This is a genomic window from Rhizobium sp. M10 (assembly GCF_002531955.1).
Lineage (GTDB): Bacteria > Pseudomonadota > Alphaproteobacteria > Rhizobiales > Rhizobiaceae > Rhizobium > Rhizobium etli_C.
The window spans coordinates 95,000-112,886 of record NZ_NWTA01000008.1; the positions used below are offsets into that span (position 1 = coordinate 95,000).

The 17,887-nt window shown below is 59.2% G+C and carries 17 protein-coding genes; 3 read left to right on the forward strand and 14 right to left on the reverse strand.

What is annotated here, in order from left to right; all coding sequences use genetic code 11:
* Positions 1-74: 74 nt before the first annotated feature.
* The 4 genes from CO671_RS15160 to CO671_RS15175 form a co-directional block, all read right to left on the reverse strand.
* Complete coding sequence (locus tag CO671_RS15160) at positions 75-2,036, reverse strand: elongation factor G (RefSeq protein ID WP_097606599.1); 1,962 nt, start codon at positions 2,034-2,036, stop codon at positions 75-77.
* Positions 2,037-2,345: 309 nt separating this feature from the next.
* Positions 2,346-3,674: a hypothetical protein gene (locus tag CO671_RS15165; protein WP_097606600.1), complete on the reverse strand. Its 1,329-nt coding sequence runs from the start codon at positions 3,672-3,674 to the stop codon at positions 2,346-2,348.
* Positions 3,671-4,816, reverse strand: coding sequence for a caspase family protein (locus CO671_RS15170; protein ID WP_097606601.1), 1,146 nt, complete (start codon positions 4,814-4,816; stop codon positions 3,671-3,673). The genes CO671_RS15165 and CO671_RS15170 overlap by 4 nt, the downstream gene beginning before the upstream one ends.
* Positions 4,813-5,949: a hypothetical protein gene (locus tag CO671_RS15175; RefSeq protein ID WP_097606602.1), complete on the reverse strand. Its 1,137-nt coding sequence runs from the start codon at positions 5,947-5,949 to the stop codon at positions 4,813-4,815. Before CO671_RS15175 ends, CO671_RS15170 begins: the two co-directional genes overlap by 4 nt.
* A 135-nt stretch (positions 5,950-6,084) precedes the next feature.
* On the opposite strand from CO671_RS15175, the gene CO671_RS15180 reads away from it, so the two are divergent.
* Both CO671_RS15180 and CO671_RS15185 read left to right on the forward strand, forming a co-directional pair.
* A complete protein-coding gene (locus tag CO671_RS15180; protein WP_097606603.1) occupies positions 6,085-7,233 on the forward strand; it encodes a nucleoside triphosphate pyrophosphohydrolase family protein in 1,149 nt (382 codons plus the stop codon).
* The gene (locus tag CO671_RS15185) at positions 7,230-7,898 is read left to right on the forward strand and encodes a uracil-DNA glycosylase (protein ID WP_097606604.1); all 669 of its coding nucleotides are present in this window, start codon (positions 7,230-7,232) and stop codon (positions 7,896-7,898) included. The genes CO671_RS15180 and CO671_RS15185 overlap by 4 nt, the downstream gene beginning before the upstream one ends.
* Here CO671_RS15185 and CO671_RS15190 read toward each other — a convergent pair whose 3' ends face one another.
* From CO671_RS15190 to CO671_RS15215, 6 genes are all read right to left on the reverse strand, one after another.
* The gene (locus CO671_RS15190; protein ID WP_210201912.1) at positions 7,899-8,675 is read right to left on the reverse strand and encodes a hypothetical protein; all 777 of its coding nucleotides are present in this window, start codon (positions 8,673-8,675) and stop codon (positions 7,899-7,901) included.
* Positions 8,647-9,324 carry a C1 family peptidase gene (locus tag CO671_RS15195; RefSeq protein WP_097606605.1) on the reverse strand — a complete coding sequence of 226 codons (678 nt, stop codon included), beginning with the start codon at positions 9,322-9,324 and terminating at the stop codon, positions 8,647-8,649. The genes CO671_RS15190 and CO671_RS15195 overlap by 29 nt, the downstream gene beginning before the upstream one ends.
* On the reverse strand, positions 9,324-10,343 hold the full coding sequence (locus tag CO671_RS15200) for a protease inhibitor I42 family protein (RefSeq protein ID WP_097606606.1): 1,020 nt from the start codon (positions 10,341-10,343) through the stop codon (positions 9,324-9,326). The genes CO671_RS15195 and CO671_RS15200 overlap by 1 nt, the downstream gene beginning before the upstream one ends.
* 1 nt (position 10,344) lies before the next feature.
* On the reverse strand, positions 10,345-10,716 hold the full coding sequence (locus CO671_RS15205) for a helix-turn-helix transcriptional regulator (RefSeq protein WP_097606607.1): 372 nt from the start codon (positions 10,714-10,716) through the stop codon (positions 10,345-10,347).
* Positions 10,713-11,054, reverse strand: a complete 342-nt coding sequence (locus CO671_RS15210) for a hypothetical protein (RefSeq protein WP_097606608.1) — start codon at positions 11,052-11,054, stop codon at positions 10,713-10,715. Before CO671_RS15210 ends, CO671_RS15205 begins: the two co-directional genes overlap by 4 nt.
* Positions 11,055-11,134: 80 nt before the next feature.
* Positions 11,135-11,746, reverse strand: a complete 612-nt coding sequence (locus CO671_RS15215) for a hypothetical protein (protein WP_097606609.1) — start codon at positions 11,744-11,746, stop codon at positions 11,135-11,137.
* Positions 11,747-12,134: 388 nt separating this feature from the next.
* Between CO671_RS15215 and CO671_RS15220 the strand changes: the two genes are divergently transcribed.
* A complete protein-coding gene (locus tag CO671_RS15220; protein ID WP_097606610.1) occupies positions 12,135-12,434 on the forward strand; it encodes a hypothetical protein in 300 nt (99 codons plus the stop codon).
* 99 nt (positions 12,435-12,533) lie between these two features.
* Here CO671_RS15220 and CO671_RS15225 read toward each other — a convergent pair whose 3' ends face one another.
* Genes CO671_RS15225 through CO671_RS15240 form a run of 4 tightly spaced genes read right to left on the reverse strand, consistent with a single transcriptional unit; the run spans position 12,534 to position 17,749 of the window.
* Positions 12,534-13,904 carry an alpha-glucosidase/alpha-galactosidase gene (locus CO671_RS15225; RefSeq protein ID WP_097606611.1) on the reverse strand — a complete coding sequence of 457 codons (1,371 nt, stop codon included), beginning with the start codon at positions 13,902-13,904 and terminating at the stop codon, positions 12,534-12,536.
* 24 nt (positions 13,905-13,928) lie between these two features.
* Entirely contained in the window at positions 13,929-15,596 is a 1,668-nt protein-coding gene (locus tag CO671_RS15230; protein ID WP_097606745.1) for an ABC transporter ATP-binding protein, read from the reverse strand.
* A 10-nt stretch (positions 15,597-15,606) separates the two neighbouring features.
* Positions 15,607-16,740: an ABC transporter permease gene (locus CO671_RS15235; RefSeq protein WP_097606612.1), complete on the reverse strand. Its 1,134-nt coding sequence runs from the start codon at positions 16,738-16,740 to the stop codon at positions 15,607-15,609.
* Between the two features lies 1 nt (position 16,741).
* Positions 16,742-17,749 (reverse strand): ABC transporter permease, encoded by a 1,008-nt coding sequence (locus tag CO671_RS15240; RefSeq protein WP_097606746.1) that lies wholly within the window; start codon positions 17,747-17,749, stop codon positions 16,742-16,744.
* Between the last annotated feature and the right edge of the window lie 138 nt (positions 17,750-17,887).

Below are 17,887 nucleotides of genomic sequence, written 5' to 3' on the forward strand. Positions count from 1 at the left end.
CTGCAAACATTTCAGGCACGTAACGGCGGGCGTGAGCCCGGCTCTGTGAACGAGCATGAAGTGGCGCGAGCGTCTCAGTGTGCGGTGCCCGATTTCTCCTTTGCCTTCACAATGGCGTCCGCTTCCTTGCCGTATAGTTCCTCGAAGTGATCGAAGGTCTTGGAAAAATAACCAATACCCTGCGTCGCCGAGCGCAGCGCCCGCGCCAGATCTTCAAGTGCGCCGCCCGGAACGAGCGCCCGGAAGATGTCCCATCCCTTGGCGGTTTCATCACGGTCGAAGCCGAGAACCTGACCGTTGAGAGCGGCGACGATCTGGACAAGGCTGCCGGAATAGACCGACGGGATGTGGAACTCCGTGCGGAAGACCGGCTGCATCAAGACGGGCGATCCTTCGGAAAGCGCCTGTCGCACCCCCATTCTCGACGCAGTCCGGAAGGCGTGTTCCGAACTGTCGACGGCATGGTGCTGACCATCCAACAGCGTTACGCCGACATCGATGACTTCGAAGCCCAGCGGTCCTTTCTCCATCGCTTCGCGCGCGCCCGCTTCGACGGCGGGGAAGTAATTGCGCGGAACGGCGCCGCCCTTGACGGTTTCGCCAAAGGTGAAGCCCTGGCCGCGCTCGTTGGGGTGAATGCTCAACTTCACGTCCGCGAATTGCCCGGCACCACCGGTCTGTTTGCGATGGCGGTAATGAACCTCCGATGGTTTGGCGATCGTCTCGCGGTAGATCGGGCTGGGCGTCCGCTCGGTCACGGAGATGTGAAAGACTTCGGCCAGCGTTCGGCAGAGATCACGCAGATGCACCGGCCCCTGGGCGCGGACGAGTTGAGCGCCCGTGCCTTCCTCCTGCAAGACTTTCAGGCCGCGATCCGTCTCGGAAAGTTTCGCCAGCGTTTCGGAAAGTTTGTTTTCATCGCGCTCGCTGCCCGGAACCAGGATCCTTTCAAGCATCGGCGTGGGTGGTTCCGTCCACTCAGGCGGGGCGACCACCGCGCCGGAGGCCAACAGCGAAGGGACAGACAGGTGGTCGGACTTGACGGTCGCGAAGACATCTCCCGGCGCAGGCAGAACCGCCGAATTGGACCGCCCGTTGGCGAGATTTTGGACGGCGCCGAGGCTGGAGCCGCCCAACAATGCGCCTTGCCGCAGTCCCTCGCCAAGTGCGCGCACCAGCACCGTCTTGCCGATATTCTGGCGATGATAGGCATGGAAGCTCACGGCCACCAGCTTGCCTTCATCGACCGTTCCCCTCTGAGCGAGACGCTGCCTGAGAATCCCGACCGGCGGCGCCTCGTGGCGCAGCGCCTTCATCAGCCTCATCATGCCGTTGCCGTGACTTGCAGCACCGATCAGGACCGGGATAATCCTGTTTTCCCTGAGAACCCGGGATGAAATGGCATAGAGCGCGTCGCTGGATGGCTCGCGGTCCTCGATCAGTTCCTCGAGAAGCCAGTCATCAAATTCGGACAGGTGTTCCAGGAGCTCGGTGCGCGCTTCGTGCTCGCGTTCGGCAGTGCTTTCAGGGATTGCGATCAGCGCCGAAGTCTGGCCTTCCCGGTAGCGCCACGCCCGTTCCGAAATCAGATCGCAACTGCCAATGATCCTGTCGCCCTCGCGGATCGGGATCTGGCGAAGCAAAAGGGTGTGGCCGGCGTAGTCTTGAAGCGCGGCGATCACGTCCCTCAACCGCCCTCTCGGTTCGTCCATCCGGTTGACGAAGAGGATGCAGGGCGTCCCCGAGGCTTCGATTATCCGGAGATAGGGCGCGGCGAGCACGGCCTCTTCGGGTGCCGATGAAACGCACAATATGCAGGCGTCGCTGGCAAGAAGCGCGTGCTGCGCATGCGCCAACGCTTCGTTGGGTCCTGGCGCATCCAGTGCACACCACGCCTCGTTTCCGAAGGTGAATTCTGTGAGGTTCAATCCATAAGGGGAGCTGGATTTTCTCGGCGTCCCCTCCAGCGAGCCGAGCTTTTCCACGACTGTCGATTTTCCGGTCTGCGAAGGTCCAAGCACGGTAAAGCAGCGCATCGGCATTCCTCCAACTGCCAAAACACAATTTTCAGCCTTCATAGGATGCCCTGAACCGCTGCAAGGCGCCAGAGGTGTTCAGTTTGACAACACTCTGACCTAAACTAAGCGTTTATCGTCGTGTGTTCTGGGCGGCCCGAAGCATTCTTTCTCGCCCGCTCTATGCAATGCTGGATGAATGATGGAAAAGCGCGGTCATCGGGCCAAGCTATTTAACGACCGCAGGCAAGTGAGGATGACATTTTGCTGATGCTGACGCTGATGACGACGTGAAGGGCAATCGGCGCGCCCGTGAATCGGCTCTTACCACTAGGGTAAATCTACGTGCAAAACGTCCAAATCCATCTTGCCGGAAGCCAACGTATTGTAAGTGGGCAACGGCAATTTGCCCGTCTGCAGCCCGCCTCCGGAACGTTCCCAAGCAAAGAATGGCCCTGTTCTAAGCTTTGTGCGCCCGCGGCGTCGCCACAATGCAGCCTCGTACTTCGCTGAGGCGCGGACCGCACCATCTTTCGATGAAGACGCAAGCGCTTGAAGTAAGTCAACTGCCAGATCGCTTGTTGCCGAAAAGTACGGCATGCCAAGCCTGCGAGCTTGCACCAGAGCTTCAAGGCAACGCTGATCCAAACTAATCGTTGTCTTGTCGGTGGTGCTGGCAACCATCCAAGCCCAAACTACGTAGCCATCGCTTATTGGATCGAATTTTTTCCAGGGCCACGGTCCATCCCTAAGTCGCCTGGGAACAATACCTGCTCTGATATCAGCCAGCGCCCAAGACAAATCAGTCCACGGGTCGGCATTCAGCTTGGCTTGGTCTCGCGCCCGAAATCCCGAAACTTTTTCCACGCCGGGGTAAGGGCCACGCGACCCAGAAAGGACGAGCGCGAGACTGGGATCGGGCGCGATCAATCGCAGGGTAAGTTCCGGACCGAAGGCCGATCTAACGAGACGGATTTCCGTTTGGAGACCAGAGTCGAATTGAGGCAAGTTAACCTGCCACGCGGGATCGCCCTCAACGCTTACGCTCAATCGCAACCGTTCTTTCGGTCGGCGTGCGAGGGCGCTGAAATCGAGAATAAGTTGGTTTCCATCTTTCCGCGACGCGAGGCCATCGAAATCGTTGAATGCGCGCCAGCCTCCTCGTTTGGCAGAGGTCAGGTCTATGGAAAGCCCAATCGAGAAGCGCTTAGTTAGACGGGACGTGAGCGGCGTCATGGCGCTGGAGAACTGCTTCAAAGAGAACTCAGCCAAATTTGGAGATACCACCGGCACGAGATCTTCGTCGACCTCTTCGAGCACCGAGGCAGCTGTCCGAAAGGCTCTGTACGCTTCGATCCGACTTGGCCGGAAATTGCTCTCGACCGATGTCTGCCGTGGCTTGTCGCCGAGTGGCACGATCAAAGGACTGGGGCTGTCGCGGTAGACGTCAATTTTCGTGGTCAGCAATGCCCCGGTCGTCAGATCCTCTGCGTAACACAAGAATGTACCGGACTGTAGCTGGGTCTCGGCAACTCCGTCTTTGTCGCTTAGCAGATCGGCGCCAATATTGGCGCGTTCCATCGCGACCACTCGAAAGTGATAGGGGACAGGCGCCGGTGCGACGATCCGTATATTATGAAGATCCTGGTTGCCGGTCATTCCACGAGCTCCACGATCTGAGCCGGCGGGGCGGCGACGAAGACTTGATCTTGGTAGGCTGGATTTCCGTTTTGAAACCGCGCTGACGTTGTGTAGCGGGCAAGATCGGGATCGACCCGAAACCGCCATGCCAGTTCCCCATCATTCTTGGCAAAAACTCGCCCGTTGCCATCATTCGCTGTGACAGATACCGCGGCAAGCATATGGTTCTCTATCGCAGTACGCACCACGACGGGGATCTGCGGATGCGGTACCCTTAGCAGCTTAACATCTCTATTGAATTGCGTCAGGGATTCCGTTTGAAGATCCGTGTTGTTGAATGCCGCATTCGCAATGCGTCGCAATGTAAAAAGGATTTGTTGGCCAGTTACGACCCAACCATCGGAAGTTGTAAACTCGACGCTTGCCCCGCTCAATCCCTCGATCAATGCCTGGGTAAAGAAGGGAGGAGCATCACCGGCAGGTGCCCATGCGCTGGATCCCAGTCTAGACCCAGCCAACGAGACCGAGCTTGTGCGCCGTCGCGTCAAAGCCGTGATATCAGGCGTGATCAGAGGAGCGCTTTGGGCTCCGCCGATCTGCTGAAATACGGCGGGAATGACTTCCTGGCAGGCGTCAAGGAATACCCAGCAGCCATCAGCTTGCAAAGTTGGAAGTGCCGAGGCGAGTTGCGTGATGTTGATCGACTGGGCCCACGGTCTGTGGTTGATTGAACGTATGTCCTCCAGCACGGCGACGGCGGTCGTGTCGCTGTCTGTGATCCCATGTGATGCCATGTAGAAGAACATATGATCTCCCGGACGACACCGACCTATCCAGCGGTCGCCTGAGGCATGATAGTTCGGATCATTTGCGCGGTCGACGCTATCGTCGGCCCGAGGATCGTGCTCGATGACGCCAAGACCGAGAGTGTCCTGGCCAGCGGCCTGGGCCGGATCGGATAGCAGAACCTCGATGGAGCCGAGCGAAGCGATCAAGCTGTCAGCTCGATCAAGCAGGAACCGCACCATCGCTCGTGCGCCGGCGGCCGTGGCCAACCGATCTGCCGCCCCGTTGGGACTGAGGTTGGGAAAGCGCCCGCAGCCGATGATGAAAGCATGCGTCTGAGGCGCGTCGCCTTGTCGGAGGTAAACGGTTGTCACGCGACCAGCCCGAGGTCTTGCAGGCGGGCATTGAGCCGAGTGTAAAACATCGTGCTTGAGAAATACGCGCCATGGGCATCAAATATGCCAGCAACTGTGTCGACCGAGAAATCTTGCGTGTCTTCGAAGATCGGCCCCGTGATGAAGGAAAGGACGTCCATCTTATCAAAAGCATTCCACCAGTTCTTCACCGCTGCGGGCCGCGGCACGCGCTTGGCTTTGCCGGAATATTCAGCGGAGCTTGATTGATAAAGCTTCATTTCTTCAAACAGCGCGACCTGTGAGCCCACCGTCAAGAAGAGATCCACCTCGAGTTTGGTCCCGATGGCGGCAGATATGCCATCGACTGTTCCAGGACTTGACAGCAGATCATAGAGGATGACCCCGCCCATGCTGTGGCCGATCAGCACAAGCGGCTCGCTTGGCTCCTTGTCCTTGGCTGCCGCGATAATCGCATCGCAGACCCTGTCGCGGATATGAGTGCGAGCCTTGTCTTCTCGCAGATAACGGAAGACGTCGCCGATGAAAATCGCAAGACCTGGTGTGACCTTCTCACGGCCCGCGCGTGCGAATGGGCTGTTGACGAGATTTGAGGCTCCGCTCTTCAGCTTGTCGGCCGCGGCTTTCACCTTGTCGAGCAGCCCCAAACCTTGAATGGCAGCTCCGGCTTCGGCCTCCTTGCGGAGCCTGTCACAAAACTCTGCGTCGTCGGCTACGGTAGATAGCCATCCCGGCTTCGGCTGAGCCGCAGCATACTTTGCAGCGTTCATCCAGAAGGCTTCGTTATCCTTGACATTCATTTGGTCCGGGTCCGAGAGAGCAACAACTGAGAGTGCCCCGACGACCGCGGCAAAATCGACCTGGGCCGCCTCCAAGATTTCTGAGCCGTCATCGCCTTGGGCCAGGACGTCGCCAATACCAAGAGCCTGATATCCTGTATCAAATTTCGGCACGGAGGCCAGCTCCCATTGCGGATCGGCGCCGAATTCGCCCCAATATGGATTGCGGATCGTAAAATTTGCCGGAGCAAACGCCAATTCCTTGAAACGGCGGTCGCGCGCCGCAACGTTTGCATCGAAACCTTTATCTGTCTGCCGATTGGCGACGCCGTGAACGAAAACCACCTGCACCATGCCTGATCCTCCCTGTCATCGTGAGTTAAACTTGAAAGCGTGTGACTGGCAAGCCACAACACGTATAAGTTCAGAGTACCCGATTCCTATTCTTCCCAAAATCTGGCACGCTCCTGCCAAAGGGGAGGATTCGGGATGGACGCTTCAACGCTTACGCTGAATGACTACCAGATCGCGGCGGAGACGACAGACAAAACCCGAGGCAAAGGTGTCGGCCTGGGGTTGCCTATTCTCGGATTATTCGGAGAAACCGGCAGTCTGCTGAGCGAGGTCAAGAAGAAGCAGCGGGACGCCAACGCATACGATTCTTACGAAGGGGGTGTTCTCGAGGAGTTTGGAGACTCGCTTTGGTATCTCGCAATCATTGCCGCACAGGCCGAAATCAAACTAGAAGAGTTAGCTGCTGACCTCCATCATTCAGCTGGCACACCGCTCACTTTCCAGCGGCTGCAGCCCCAGCACAGTCTGCGCATGCCATTTCCGACGACAGAGGTTTCTCGCACGCTTTTGAAGCTCGCGAATGCCGTTGGAAACCTCGCCGATGAACAGGGCGAAGCTGTTTCCAAGATGGACAGAACCGTCCTCGTCACCAAGCTTTCGGTCATTTTTCGTCATCTTGTTGATGCTGCTACGGAAGCAGGCGTCGACCTTGGCGAGGCCGCCGTTCACAACATCTCGAAAGCATTGGATAAATGGCCCGTTGATCGGACGCCGCCAGCGTTGTTCGACGTCGATTTTCCCGAGGAGGAGCGCTTGCCGCGTCGGTTGCAAATCGAAATCTTCGAGCGCAAGAGCGGTGAAAAAACGTTCGTCTACCAACGATGCAACGGCGTGAATATTGGCGACCGCCTGACTGACAACAACATTGTCGAGGATTTTTACCGCTTCCATGACGCATTCCATTACGCTTACGCGGCCGTGCTTGGCTGGTCACCGGTGACGCGAGCCCTTCTGAAAGTGAAACGAAAGAGCAAGACCAAAGTGGATGACGGGGAAGACGGGCTGCGCGCAATCATCGTGGAAGAAGGTGTCGCGGCCTACGTCTTCTCGCGCGCGAAGCAACATAGCTTCTTCGAGGGGCGCGACGAGGTCGACTTGAATCTTCTCAAAACGGTCAAAGGATTTGTGCAGGGATTTGAATCCGAGTCTTGCCCATTATGGCTCTGGGAGCAGGCTATTTTGACAGGCAATGCCGCTTATCGGTTTCTGAAAGAACGTCGCCGTGGACGACTGGTTCTTGATCTGGACAAACGAAGCATGATCGTGCAGGAGCTTGTGCCATGAAAGCCGCTGCCTTTGTTCAAGAACTCGCTTCTTACCGTTTCGAAAACGCGTTCAACCCATATGCTGATGCGTGCCCGGATTTCGATACGGACGAATCGCCAGCCATTCGACGCCGGAACCTTGAGGCGGTCCTGGATGCGGCCATAGACAGAGGCGTTCATTCGTTCTGGATTGCCCGCGATCTCGGCTACCGCGGTGGGCGCCGCACCGGCCTTGCACTCACTGACGAATTGCATCTCGACTGGCATGCCGACCTGCTCGGAACCGAGCCTTTGCGCCGGGCAACAAAGGGACCGCCGGTCGCCGAGAGAACCGCGTCAGTGGTCTGGCAGATGCTCAAATCGATCGAACAGCCGATTTTCCTCTGGAACGTGTTTCCTTTCCATCCTCATGCCGCTGGCGAACCGATGACGAACCGGTGTCATACGAGAAGCGAGAGACTCGCCTGTAAACCGCTTCTCGAAGCTCTGATCGACGCGCTCCGGCCAAAACATCTTGTAGCGATCGGGCGCGACGCCCAGTCAGCACTCGCCGATCTTGAACTGAGCGCGACAGCCGTACGGCATCCGAGTTACGGGGGCCAGAACGAGTTTATCGACGCTGTTGAAACATTCTACAGCATCCGGCGGCAGCCCGTCGCGCAGGCACAACTACATCTTCTCTAGTCAGGCAACCTCCTTGAGGTTTCCTGTTGCCCTGGCTTCCGCCAACAGCTCGTTCAGGCCGTCCCGGTCCGAGGGACAATCGACTTCGGCGTGGGTCGAGACGATGGTTAAGCTGCCAACCGCTACATTAACTTCGTCCGCTACGAATTTCATCAAGCGACCGAGGCCGATCAGATTTCCCAATAGCCGCTCGACATAATAGTGGTTGCGGTAGACTGCCGTCAGCAGAAGCTTCCGATTTGGGCCATCCGTCAGCTTGAAACTTAAGAAGCTCAGGCATTGTCGGTTCATTGGCGGGCCGGCATCACGGATCGGATCATAGATGGTGATCTCGTAGATGTTGCGGAAGCATCGTTTGGCCCCGACGTGAGTGCGCATCTTCGTGACCATGTCGTCCAACGGATTGATGGACTTGCCTTTCTTTTCAAGCGGAAACGTGATCATCCGGTCAAAATACCGGCCCCAATCGTTCTTCTTAATGCGAGGTAGGACTTTTTCCCGGTAGACATCGTAAAAAGCCGGCGCCTTGTGCCTGGCATAAAGCGAGCGGGGGAAGATCGTATTGGCAACGGTCTCCACCGGGTACTTGCCGTGATCGCGCAGGTATTGATCGACCAAGGCGACAACTTCGCGGTCGGTATCACTCATGACGAGAGGATCGGCGACGTCGACGATAACGTTCTGGGCATCATGGTTACCATTGGCAGCGTTCACGGCAGTGACAGCGGCAAGCCAGGCAGATGCGCAGCTAGGCCGCGTTTTCATGGGCAGATACACTGACTTCCTCCTTCAGCACCGCAATTCGGCGCAACCTCTGTGATATGTAGTTCTCAGTCACCCACGCATGTCCGTTGACGCCCCATAGCGGTCCCCAGGAGTTGCGCACAAGAAGGGCTCGCTCGTTTCCAACATTCCCAGCCCCGACCACCACGACGGCGTGCCGGATTACATCCTTTTCCCCCGGAAAGCCCTCAATGACGCCTTCTTCGACGGGATTGAAAAAGGCTTCCCCGATGCAGAGGACGACCACCGTCGGAGAGCCGGCAAGCAGATTTGAGACGATTTCGTCGAACGACCCGGGGCCGCGCTCAAAATTCCTAAAATACTTCGTCTGGACTGCCGGCGGGCCCCAGTGATCGAGATCAGTCGGCAGGTCCGGGAGATAGGGCCAGCTCGTTTCCGGCGGCTGTCCATCATCCCTGACCGCCTCGAGGATGCGCAACAAGAGCGCACCCTGGGTCGGCGGGAGACCTGCGCGCCTTTGCGCGTGGTAGAACGTAAACTCAGCTGACAGTGGATCCCATCCATTGCGCAAGGCTGCATGACAGTCACTCACCGCAAATGCGAGACATGTAGGGCGGATGCCCTGATCGCGCACATCGCCGAACAAGCTTCGAAGATCATGGGTAAGGGTAGGCTTCGACATCAGGCCGCCTCCAACCGGAACCGACGTTCGGCGCGCGACCAGCCTGCGACTTCAGGTCCATAGAGATCAACGTCGAGAGTATAGTCGTTGACCACGCTGCCCGGTTGCCAAGGCCGAGCTTCCGTCATTCGGATCGTACCCTGCTGCTGCCTTACCGATTGTGCGACGATCCGCCGAACTACAGGTCCTCCTGCCGTGTCGTCCGCCACCTCTTCCCGGACGTCTTCCCGAACGGCAAATTCCTCCGGTCTTAGTGCGTCGATCCGCCAGAGATAGCCGGCCCCAGCGTTTTCCTTCAGGCGCATCACGAAAAGATCGTCAGGCCCCCCATGAAGAACCTCGCCTCTGTCGGCCTCGCCCAGTTCCCACACGTCCCCGTAATACGCTGCCGGCTCGACCTCACCAAGTATAGCTTTCTTGATTTTCTTCGGCTCGATCTCGGCAAGCCGCTTCGCCTCCGACCGTGTGATCATGTTGTAGCGAGCAAGGGTCCAACAGGTCGCCGCATAGCTCGTGCCGGCACGAAGTGACAGCTGATAGACGACACGCGGATCCGGAAGATTTTGCTTCGTCCAGCCGTGGCGCTTGCAGTGAAAGAGCGCCAACCACTGGGGCAGCAGGAACGATGCCGCAAAAGCATCTGCCTCCACTTCCTGGAGATTGGCATCCCTTGACGCCGCGAATGGGCTGCGGCGCAGGATTGAGTCGTCGTCAAGGCTAGGCTTATGCTTAAGATAGTAGTGGCCGAGCTCATGGGCAGCCGTAAAGCGCTGTACGCTGAGCGGACGCTTGGTGGTGACGAGCACGCCCGGAGCGGGGTCGCTCATGAAAGCGCCCAGAAGGCCGTCCAGCGGGCGAAAAATGAGGGGCAAGTTGAGGCGCGCCATGACGCCGAACACGTCAACTTGGCCATTTAGGGGTCCATTGGCGCGTTCGATCCTGTCGCGAATTGCCAGGTCATTTTGCAGCCTGCCTGCGGCCGTCATCGCTTTTCGAATGGCGGTTTCGATGGGCGTCATCCTATTCTTCCTCAACCGATGACCGGCTCTTCAGGAAATCAGCAAAACGACTTAGCTCCTGAAGATCATTGGATGACAATTTTGAAGCCGTTCGAGCCAAGTGTTGAACAGGAGCCGGGATCTCCGAAGGGTCGGCATCACCCGTGAAATAGCTGACAGGCCGCCGATAGAGCGTGGCAAGTTTTCGAAGCTCGATGACATCGACCTTTCGCTGTCCGGTTTCGATGTTGGAGAGCGCGGTCCTCGGGATATCGAGGCGATTGGCGACCTCGTCTTGACTGAGACCGATATATTCCCTCGACTCGCGCAACTTATCTGCGATGGCGAGCCGCTCTGCGTGATCCGACTTTCCCTGATCAGCGGGACTTTTCATGCGTCCGCGCCTTCGAAATGTTTTTCCCAAAGCTTGCCCATTCGAGCCGTCACATCGTCGACAGCTTCCTGAATGGATTCGTAGCCCCCGGGCCGCACAGCCCCCTGCCCAACTTCGAAGCCGACAACCTCGTCCAGAACACAGAGGATTTCGACTACTGTGTGGGAATCGATATGGATTGCCTTTACCACGAGCTCCTTCTCGGACTTCGGCAGAAGGATGCCTTCGAACTCGGCCAAGTCCTTTACGGACTTTATCAGCTCTCCGAGCAGCGTTTCCTGAATCTGATCGAGCGGATAAGGCGGAGCCTTTATTTTAGTGCTGGGGCTTAATGGCAAGGATGCAATCCTCCGAGGGTTTAAGCATGTCTAACACAATGCGTCCGATTTTCCAACAGGAAATGTCTGAAAATCGGACATTAATCCCTTAGAGCCCTGTCTATCAAGCCGAGGATGGTCGAAACCGCTTCTTCTGGCGTGCGCATATTGGTGACGATCTCCACTGGATAGTGGGAGCTTTCTTCAGTGGCGAGCTGTCGGTAGGCATCCCGCAGCTTCAGCCAGCTATGGATCTCATCATCTCGATCGATCGGCTGATCGCGGTCGAGGAGAACGGCGAGCGACGGTTGGAACTTGTCCCATACCAGTCGCTCCGCTTCCACGAGCGTCCTTAAGCCGGCTTCGTGCACACTAGACGCTGCGCCATACACCAGTGTGGACCACCAGAACCGGTCCAAGACGATATGCGTCCCCGATTGCAGCGCAGGGACGATCAATCGTTCGATGGCATCGAGATGTGCTGCGATATGAAGCGCCTGTTTCGACAATTCGCTCATCGCCGTTATATCGAAATCTGTCGGAGCGTGATGAATCCGATAAACCACCGCGCCAAGCGTTCCCTCCGCCTTTCCAGGAAAGCTTAGGAACTCAAATCGGGCGGCTCGCTGCAATAATGCGTCTTTCACCTTTTCGATCGTCGTCGACTTGCCCACACCGTCTGGGCCCTCGATGAAGAACAACTTCCCCGGCATTGGACACCTTCTCCCACAACCCGCTTAGAAATAGTGCAGAACAGCTTGTAGTGAAAGAGCCGTTTATGCAAAACAACGATTCATTTCGCAATGTCTTGAATTCGGTTCTGCTTGTCATAAGACTGTATCGAATGTGATGTCAGCTTCACATACGAGAACACCAATACTGGGTCTAGATCACCCCCCACGCCCGAAACCTCCCCCCCCGTCATCTCCCTGGTGAGCGGGCACACACTGGCGGACAAGCCTTCGTGGTGGATATGGTACTGCCCCCTTAAAGAGTGGAAGATCGACTTCTCCGATAGACGGCGGCTCCCACAAAGTTTGAGTTGACCGCTTCCGATGACGAGGCAACACTCGCCCCAGCATCAAGCAAGGAGGAAAATCGATGGACGACCCAGATCGCTGGCGCCAGATGGCAAGCGCACCGAAGGACGGCAGTCGGATCCTGGTGACGATCCGGGCGTCCGAGCAGGGGCCGGCGGAGGTTGATCTCGCCTATTGGTCGCATGGCGATCAATTCGCGGGAGAAGGCTGGCGCGCGTCTGATTCCTCGCCCGGGCATATCATCGAATATGCCGAGCCGGAGTTGAAGTGTTGGATGCCGATGCCGTCGGCCAATCGCACCTCGATGCCGTCGCCCTGGGAAGGCGAAGACGACGAGCAGCTCGATGGGTCGGGGATTTAGAGTTTCCGGCAATTGATGCCGACAGGCTTTCCCATACAAAAGCCCCGCGGTCGTTGCCACACCGCGGGGCTCCTTGATGCCTAACCCGGGAGAACGAGGTCAGGCGGCCTGAACTTTCTTCGATGTGCGGGCCCATTCCGGCAGCCAGTCGCCGTGGGTGGCGAGCAGGTCGTCGACCAGCGACCAGATCTGGTCGAGGTCGAGTTCGGCGGCGGTGTGCGGGTCCATCATCGCGGCGTGGTAGATGTGCTCGCGATTTTCCGTCATCAGCGCCTGCACCGTCAGCTCCTGCACGTTGATGTTGGTGCGGATCAGCGCGGTCAGCTGTGGCGGCAGGTCGCCGATGAAGGTCGGCTGGATGCCTGAGGCGTCGACGAGGCAAGGCACTTCGGCGGCGCAATTTTCCGGCAGCGAGGTGATGCAGCCATTGTTGCGGACATTGCCGTAGATCACCGAGGGTTCGCCGGTCCAGACCGAGTTGATGATCGAGGAGGCATATTCCTTCGACGGCTCGACCTCGATCTTGTCGGCGGTGCGATAGGCCTCCGCCTGGCCCTTCCAGCGTTCGATCTGCTCGATGCAGCGCTTCGGATATTCATCGAGCGGAATGCCGAATTTCTCGATCAGGTCGTCGCGGCCCTCCTTGATGAAATAGGGCGTGTATTCGGCGAAATGCTCCGAGCTTTCGGTGACGAAATAGCCGAGCCGCGTCAGCATCTCGTAGCGCACCTTGTTGGGGCAGCGCGGGTTCCAGCCGGGCTTCGGCGCCCTGCCCTCGCGATAGCCGCGCAGGAGATCGGGATAGAGGTTGCGGTAGGAGCCGTCGGCCTGGCGATGCTCGAATTTGAGATAGAAGGCCATGTGGTTGATGCCGGCGGCGCGGTAGCGGATTTCCTCGTAGGGAATGTCGAGATCGTGGGCGAGCTCCATCGCCGTGCCCTGCACCGAGTGGCAGAGGCCGACCTGGCGAATGGTCGGATATTTCTCGGCGATCGCCCAGGTGTTGATCGCCATCGGATTGACGTATTGCAGCATGATCGCCTGCGGGCAGACGGCGAGCATATCCTCGCAGACCTTCCAGAGATGCGGCACGGTGCGCAGGCCGCGCATGATGCCGCCGACGCCGAGCGTGTCGGCGATCGTCTGGCGCAGCCCGTATTTCTTCGGCACCTCGAAATCGGTGACGGTGCAGGGCTCATAGCCGCCGATCTGGAAGGCGACGACGACGAAATCGGCGCCGGCAAGCGCCTTGCGCTGATCGGAATAGGTCTCGGCCTTGGCCTTGACGCCAAGCGTCGAGATCAACTTGTTGACGACGATGGCGCTTTCTTCCAACCGCTGCGGGTTGAGGTCCATCAGGGCGATCGTCGCGCCGGAAAGCGCCGGACGCTGCAACACGTCGCCGATGATGTTCTTCATGAAGACGGTGGAGCCTGCTCCGATGAACGTGATTTTGGGATTTGCAGCCATTATAACCTCCGGCATGCGGGTCAATCATGCTACCTCGAAAGCGGCCTTGACGAGCCGTTCGGTGTAGGCGGTCTTGGGATGGGTGAGAACTTCGTTGACAGGGCCTTCCTCGACGATCTTGCCATGCTGCATGACGATGACGCGGTGGCAGAGCGCCCGGACGACCTTGAGATCGTGGGAGATGAAGAGGTAGCTCAAGCCCCGCTCGTCCTGAAGTTTGCGCAGGAGCTCGATGATCTGCGCCTGGACGGAGAGGTCGAGGGCGGATGTCGGCTCGTCGAGCAGGATGAATTCCGGCTCCAGCGCGATGGCGCGGGCAATGGCGATGCGCTGGCGCTGGCCGCCGGAAAATTCATGCGGGAAACGCGAGAGGATGTTGCCGGGCATGCCGGCTGATATCAGAGCCTCGCGCACGCGGTCCTGCCGCTCGGCCCTGGTGGCGCCCAGCCGGTTGACGACGAGGCCTTCCTCGATGATCTGGCCGATGGTCATGCGCGGGTTGAGCGATGAGAACGGATCCTGGAACACCACCTGCATGCGGGCGCGCAACGGCCGCATTTCGGCGCGCGACAGCCCGTGGATCGGCTGGCGGTCGAAATGGATCTCGCCGGCCTGCGGCGTGTTCAGCCGCAGGATCGCCTGGCCGAAGGTCGTCTTGCCGGAGCCGGATTCGCCGACGAGGCCAAGCGTCTCGTGACGGCGCAGCGAGAGACCGAGACTGTCGACGGCGACGAGCTCACGCATCTCCGGTTTCAGGAAAGTGCCGTGGCGCATCATGAAGCCGACGCGGACACCCTTGGCGTCGAGGATGATATCCGATCCCTCCGGCAGCGGATTGGCCTGGCCGCGCGGCTCGGAGGCGAGCAGGTGTTTGGTATAGGCGTGCTGCGGATTGGCAAACAGCGCTTCGGTGACATTGTGTTCGCGCACCTCGCCATGCTGCATCACATAGACATAGTCGGAGAACTGGCGCACCACCGTCAGGTCGTGGGTGATGAGGATGACCGCCATCCCCAGTTCCTTCTGCAGGTTGCGGATCAGATTGAGGATCTGCGCCTGCACGGTGACGTCGAGCGCCGTCGTCGGCTCGTCGGCGATGAGCACGTCGGGATCGTTGGCGAGCGCCATGGCGATCATCACGCGCTGGCGCTGGCCGCCGGAAAGCTGATGCGGATATTGCTTCAGCCGCGCGGCGGGATCGGGGATCTGCACATGTTCGAGCAGTTCCAGCGCCCGTTTTTCCGCTTGCCCGCGGCTCATGCGGCGATGCACGCGGATCGCCTCGACGATCTGGCTGCCGATCGTATAGATCGGATTCAGCGAGCTCATCGGCTCCTGGAAAATCATCGAGATGCGGTCGCCGCGCAGCTTGCGGCGGGCTCGCTCGGAGAATTTGAGGATATTGCTGCCGTCATAGGAGACCGTCGATTTATCGGAGACGAAGGCGCGTTTGGACAGGAGCCCCATCACCGTTCTTGCGGTCACCGATTTGCCGGAGCCGGATTCGCCGACGATGGCGATGGTCTCGCCGCGATAGAGCTGGAAGGAGACGTCCTTGACGGCTTCGACCATGCCGTCCTCGACCTTGAAATTCACCGCGACGTTGCGGGCGTCGATGATCGGCGTCTCCGAGCGGCCGTCATGGTCGTGGCGGACGGGCGGGGCGAAGGAATTGACCAGGGAAAGAGCCATATCGATCACCTCAATAGGGGTCGACTGCATCGCGCAGTCCGTCGCCGAGCGCATTGAAGGCGAAGACGGTGACGAGCACGAAGCCGACGGGAGCGAGAATCCAGGGATATGAGCCGATGACCGAATAGGTCGCCGTATCCTGCAGCATCAGCCCCCAGGAGATCAGCGGCGGCTTGACGGCAAAGCCGAGGAAACCGAGGAAGGATTCCAAGAGCACGACGCTCGGTATGTGCAGCGTCACCGCGACGATGACGTGGCTCATCACATTAGGGAAGATATGCTGGATGATGATGCGCCGGTCGGTGGCGCCGACTGCCATTGCCGCCCTGACGTAATCGATGCGGGCTAGCGCCAGGGTCTTGCCACGCACCTCGCGTGACATCTGCGCCCAGCCGAGCGCCGACATGACGAAGATGACGAAGGCGAGGAAGACATTGGTCGGCGCCGTCACCGGGATCAGCGAGGTCAAGGCGAGATAAAGCGGCAGCTGCGGGAAGGCGAGCACCAGCTCGACGAAGCGCTGCAGCCAGACATCGAAGGTGCCGCCGAAATAACCCGACACCATGCCGACCGTCGTGCCGATCAGGGTGACGATGAAGACGACGGTCAGCGCGATCATCAGCGAGATGCGCGAGCCGATGATGGCGCGCGACAGCACGTCGCGGCCGAATTTGTCGGTGCCGAGGAAGTGCACCGGCTGGCCGTCGGTCGAGCCGAAGAAGTGGCGCTCAGTCGGGATCAGGCCGAACAGCTTGTATTCGGCGCCCTTGACGAAGAAGCCGAGCAGGCGCGGATTGTCGTAATCCATGCCGACGATCGGCTGGAAGGTGACCGGGTCGAGCTCCTCGGAATCCGACAGCGCATAGACGCGCGGCTGGAAGACGAAATTGCCGTCCTTGTCGTGGAAGCTCATCACCTGCGGTGGCGCGAAGCCGACATCGGTCGCCTTCGGATCCATCGGCGCGAAGAAATCGGCAAAGACCGCCATGAGGATCAAGAGCCCGACCAGGATGAGCCCGGCCATGCCGGTCCAGGAGCGCCTGAGCCGGCGCCAGACGAGCGCCAGATAGCTCTCGCTGCCGTGCGACGGCTTCTTGACCGCAAGTTCGGTGGGGGGCGTGGCGGACGAGTCGAAAGCAAGCATCTCAGGCTCCTCCGTATTGACGGACGCGCGGGTCGAGCAAGGCGAGCAGCATGTCGGCGATGATATTGCCGACGATCAGCGTCGCCGACAGCACCATCATGAAGGTCGCGGTGACATAGACGTCGCCGATCGCCATCGAGCCGACGATCGCCGGGCCGACGGTCGGCAGCGCGAAGATGATGGCGGTTTCGATCTCGCCGGTCAGCATGTAGGGCAGCACGACACCCTGATACATGACGAGCGGATGTAGCGCGTTCGGCACCGCATGGCGCATCACCACGGCGCCGCCGGAAAGCCCCTTGGCCTTGGCCGTCTCGACATATTGGGCGTTCAGCGTATCGAGCAGGTTGCCGCGCATGACGCGCATATTGTAGGCGAGCCCGCCGAAGGTGGCGATCGCCACGACCGGCCAGACATGGCTGACGAGATCGACGAATTTCGCCCAGGACCAGGGCGCCCCGCCATATTGCGGCGAGAAGAAGCTGCCGATCTCCGTCACGTTGAACTGGAAGACTAGGAGATAGACGATGATCAGCGCCATCAGGAAGCGCGGCACCGTCATGCCGAGGAAGGAAACTCCCGAAAGCAGGCTGTCGATCCAGCTGTACTGGCGCGTCGCCGCCCAGATGCCGAAGCCGATGCCAAGCACGGAGGCGAAGATGTGGCAGACGAGCGCCAGAAGCAGGGTCCGCGGCAGACGCTCGCCGACGACGTCGGCAACCGGCTTGTTGTAGAACATGCTGTAGCCGAAATCGCCGCGGGTGACGATGCCGCCGATCCAGTTGACGTATTGCACGACCATCGGCTTGTCGAGGCCGTGTTCGACCCGGTAGGCCTGCGCCTGCGCTTCGGCCTGGGCGTAGGAGGCGCCGCCCTGGTTGATCAGCTGGGAGCGGATGTAGTCGGCGTAATCGCCGGGCGGAGCCTGGATGATCGCGAAAGTCACCACGCTCAGGATGAACAGAACGGGGATCGCGGAGGCTATGCGCACGAGCAGGAATCGTAACATCGGACGGTCCGCTTCTCCTTGCCGCCGGTCGCTCCTTGTCAGCGCGGCCGGCTTGTTGGTCATGTCAGGCCGCGCGCCACGCGCGGCCTGACTCTCGCTTCAGCTGGGAGGGAACTTTTCCCGCGCGCCGCATCACCT

Excerpts from the sequence above, each read along its gene's own strand:
- CO671_RS15200 (WP_097606606.1), bottom strand. The coding sequence starts at position 10,343 with ATGACGCCCATCGAAACCGCCATTCGAAAAGCGATGACGGCCGCAGGC.
- CO671_RS15195 (WP_097606605.1), bottom strand. The coding sequence starts at position 9,324 with ATGTCGAAGCCTACCCTTACCCATGATCTTCGAAGCTTGTTCGGCGAT.
- CO671_RS15225 (WP_097606611.1), bottom strand. The coding sequence starts at position 13,904 with ATGGCTGCAAATCCCAAAATCACGTTCATCGGAGCAGGCTCCACCGTC.
- CO671_RS15160 (WP_097606599.1), bottom strand. The coding sequence starts at position 2,036 with ATGCGCTGCTTTACCGTGCTTGGACCTTCGCAGACCGGAAAATCGACA.
- CO671_RS15230 (WP_097606745.1), bottom strand. The coding sequence starts at position 15,596 with ATGGCTCTTTCCCTGGTCAATTCCTTCGCCCCGCCCGTCCGCCACGAC.
- CO671_RS15205 (WP_097606607.1), bottom strand. The coding sequence starts at position 10,716 with ATGAAAAGTCCCGCTGATCAGGGAAAGTCGGATCACGCAGAGCGGCTC.
- CO671_RS15220 (WP_097606610.1), top strand. The coding sequence starts at position 12,135 with ATGGACGACCCAGATCGCTGGCGCCAGATGGCAAGCGCACCGAAGGAC.
- CO671_RS15240 (WP_097606746.1), bottom strand. The coding sequence starts at position 17,749 with ATGTTACGATTCCTGCTCGTGCGCATAGCCTCCGCGATCCCCGTTCTG.
- CO671_RS15215 (WP_097606609.1), bottom strand. The coding sequence starts at position 11,746 with ATGCCGGGGAAGTTGTTCTTCATCGAGGGCCCAGACGGTGTGGGCAAG.
- CO671_RS15175 (WP_097606602.1), bottom strand. The coding sequence starts at position 5,949 with ATGGTGCAGGTGGTTTTCGTTCACGGCGTCGCCAATCGGCAGACAGAT.
- CO671_RS15165 (WP_097606600.1), bottom strand. The coding sequence starts at position 3,674 with ATGACCGGCAACCAGGATCTTCATAATATACGGATCGTCGCACCGGCG.
- CO671_RS15185 (WP_097606604.1), top strand. The coding sequence starts at position 7,230 with ATGAAAGCCGCTGCCTTTGTTCAAGAACTCGCTTCTTACCGTTTCGAA.
- CO671_RS15180 (WP_097606603.1), top strand. The coding sequence starts at position 6,085 with ATGGACGCTTCAACGCTTACGCTGAATGACTACCAGATCGCGGCGGAG.
- CO671_RS15235 (WP_097606612.1), bottom strand. The coding sequence starts at position 16,740 with ATGCTTGCTTTCGACTCGTCCGCCACGCCCCCCACCGAACTTGCGGTC.